The 3,170-nt window shown below is 38.9% G+C and carries 4 protein-coding genes; all 4 read right to left on the bottom strand.

What is annotated here, in order from left to right; all coding sequences use genetic code 11:
• The coding region (locus ACYC56_RS13785) for a hypothetical protein (RefSeq protein ID WP_461374747.1) at positions 1–767 on the bottom strand (767 nt) is incomplete at its 3' end.
• Between the two features lie 195 nt (positions 768–962).
• Entirely contained in the window at positions 963–1,193 is a 231-nt protein-coding gene (locus tag ACYC56_RS13780) for a hypothetical protein (protein WP_461374746.1), read from the bottom strand.
• 279 nt (positions 1,194–1,472) lie between these two features.
• A complete protein-coding gene (locus ACYC56_RS13775) occupies positions 1,473–1,772 on the bottom strand; it encodes a hypothetical protein (RefSeq protein WP_461374745.1) in 300 nt (99 codons plus the stop codon).
• A gap of 223 nt (positions 1,773–1,995) precedes the next feature.
• Positions 1,996–3,170 (bottom strand): PAS domain-containing sensor histidine kinase (locus ACYC56_RS13770; RefSeq protein ID WP_461374744.1); only part of this gene is annotated, 1,175 nt, incomplete at its 5' end.

The following is a 3,170-nucleotide window of genomic DNA, read 5'->3' as shown; positions in this document are numbered from 1 at the left end:
TTTTCATAGACCCTATAATACGAGTACCCCGATGTAATTATTCCAACAATCAGAGCAATAAAAACAAGGTAAAGGGCATAGGTCGAGTGGGTAGTCATGGAGCCTGTAATTTCTTCGAGAAACCAAATTTCGAGTCCCGAATTTAAAAGTAGCGCAATCCCCAGAAATAAAAAGGCAAGAGAAGTTGTCAATGCCGGTGGAATGAACCCTCCTCTATAAAGCAACGGTGTGCCAAAGAAATAAGATAAAAGAAGAATAATTGAGATAGCAATTACCAGAACCGCTGACAAAAAAGCCGCTTGCATTTGTCTTTTCACTCTTGTTTTCATCAACCTTAACAAGGATGACAAACCAATAAACACAAAAACAATTGCGGTAATTGGAGACATGTGCCCTACTATAAAAGTATTGATCCCGCTGCTCATGCTCATCCCCAAATGTTCGGCATTCAAATGTATTCCGCTCAATGAAAGATAAAGGAGTAATAACGAAACGAAGATTGCAACAGAACTGAAAGGAATACCAACCCTTGCTACCATGCGGCTTGAAGGTAACCTATTGGACAAGAAAATTATTAACCCGTATCCTGTAAACAAAACGGCTGTGCTTAATGCCATTGGTATTTTAGTTGAATCGAAACTTGCTAATTCTGCGATATCGAAAAGCCATCCGAGGATTGCAGATACCCCGAGAAAAACTGCTAACAATCCGCAGCCTTGAATAAATATGTTCACCTTCCGGTTTTCGTTATGTTCATTTATTTTCATAGTACCAACTTATCCCTAATGATGGTTAGAAATTATTTTTTGCCATTAAGTCACTAAAAAAAACTCTTGCGCTTTCGATGCAAGAGCAAAAATACTTCCGTTGCGAACGTTGCGCCTTCTTTGCGTTCGTTGCGAGAAACAATACCGAGCGAAGTCGAAGTATCTCGCAAAGCTCGCTACGAACCGCAACGTTCGCTACGCATCTAATTTATTTACAATTCTTACTATTCCATCTTTTAGCAGAGAAACGTTGCAATTGATCAACAATCCCGGACCAACTTCTTTGTGAATTTTAAAAGCACAGTCCAGTATTAATTTAGCAATATCATTTACATGCATAAATTTTTTCTTTTCCGTTGCGTTCGTTGCGCCTTCTTTGCGTTCGTTGCGAGAAACAATACCGAGCGAAGTCGAAGTATCTCGCAAAGTCCGCTACGAACCGCAAAGTTCGCTACGTCTGAAATATTTAAATAAAAAATCTCTTTCATTGAAGAGCTACATGTTTTCTTTAAGTTGCTGCCTACTCCCGGGAATAAGCTAACCTCTCCCAACGATTAGCTAAATTATTTCGTTATAAAGCTAAAGCTTTTCACCATTCCGTAAAGCCTATCCGTTAATAAGCTGCCTTCTTCCGGCAAATAGTTACGGGAGTTCGTCGAATAGTTACCGGGCTTCGCCATATAGTTACCGATGTTCGCCATATAGTTACCGGGCTTCGCCGCCGAATTTAGTTAAAAAACGCATTTTCTGAGGTAACTGTGCATTATTGCCGCTCTGCGGCATACTTACAGATAGAGAAATACAAGCGAAATTGCGAGTAATTAAGGGTCTTAGGGATATTTTTCTAATAAACAGAGGGATTTCAGCAAGATGTAGGAATTTCGGGTTTATGTTTTCTGGTAAAAGGGGGATGCAGTTTAAATATTTTGAAAGGAATCCGGCTCGTTTTCCAAGCTTACGATTTATCAAAACAAATTCAATTCCATTAAGTTCGAACGTACCCATGAACCAACCTCAACTAAAACTATAAAATCGCCTGTTACCTAAACAGAAAATTAAATAATACCAAACAGGCGGGAATAAAGTAACCAACTTAAAAATTAAAAGCAACAAAAAAGTTGTCTAACAACGCCCGCAAAGAAGAAAAGCTTGGCGGTCTTTGCGTCTTTGCGAGCAACAAAAAAAATAGCGTTTAGAACTCCCCTTATCCAAGGGAGAAACCGGACAGCTAAAGTGTTTCCTCGTTTTTTGCCGGAAGAGTAAAATAAAACGTGCTTCCTTTCTCTTCCTCACTTTCTGCCCAAATTTCCCCGCCATTCTTTTCAACAAATTCTTTGCACAACAACAAACCGAGTCCGGTACTTGGTTCGCCCTCCGTTCCCTTAGTTCTCACCTTTTCATCCAGTTTGAAAAGCTTACTCAGGTTTTCACCGGAAATTCCAACACCGGTATCCTTCACGGTTATCATAACCATAGCACCGGTTGTCGGCTGTGAGTTGATGGTAATCCGGTCATCTTTTCTTGTGAACTTAACCGCATTAGATAAAAGATTTCTGAAGACGGTATTAATCATTTTTTCATCTGCATAAATCGTTTGCTCTTCGGCAATCTCGTTTAAAATAGTTATTCCCTTCTGCGCCCCTCTTTGCGCAATGGTTTCAATGTTTTGATCAACTATTTCTTTAAGAGAGCACTCACCGGGCGTAAAATCGATCGTTCCATTCTGTAACCTAGCCCAATCCAAAAGGTTTTGCAGCAGCTTAAAAAGATTTTGTGCCGATGTGTTCATTTCCCCGGCGAATTTGGATAATTCCGCAGGTGAGAATTCACCAACCTCCTCTGACATTAACTGAGTCATCCCTAAAAATCCCTGCAACGGGCTTCTCAAATCGTGCGCGATGATAGAGAAGAATTTATCTTTCGTAGCATTAAGTTCTTTTAATTGTTTATTTTGTTTTGTAATAACTAATTCCGAACACTTCCGTTCGGTTAAGTCAGTCACAATTCCCAAAATTACTTTATTCCCTTCGTAAGTAATTATTTTGGATGAGATAGAAGTTTCTATTCTTTTTTTGTCTTTTGTTACCAAAGCGTATTCGTAAGAATCCTTTGCGATACCGCTATAACGGTCGGCGAAATTTTTTTTAACGGTGTCAACATATTCAGGGGCAATTAAGTCAAGAAAATTAAATTTTGCATCGAGGAATTCTTCTCTGCTGTATCCTAAAACCTCCCCGCACTTTTTATTTACATATATTACACGGCCTGCATTATTAATGAAAATCATATTGGGAGATTCATCCGATAAGCTTCTAAATTTCTCTTCGGATTCTTTTAATTTTGCTTCTGCGAGTTTCTGTTGGGTATTATCTTTTTTATGTTTTTTGTTCTGGTATACATTCT

This window comes from Candidatus Aquicultor sp. (genome assembly GCF_054640775.1).
Note: the sequence above shows the minus strand (reverse complement) of the source record. Positions and strands in the feature narration are given on the sequence as shown.

Coding starts and splice junctions, on each gene's coding strand:
- ACYC56_RS13775 (WP_461374745.1), bottom strand. CDS start 1,772: ATGGGTACGTTCGAACTTAATGGAATTGAATTTGTTTTGATAAATCGT.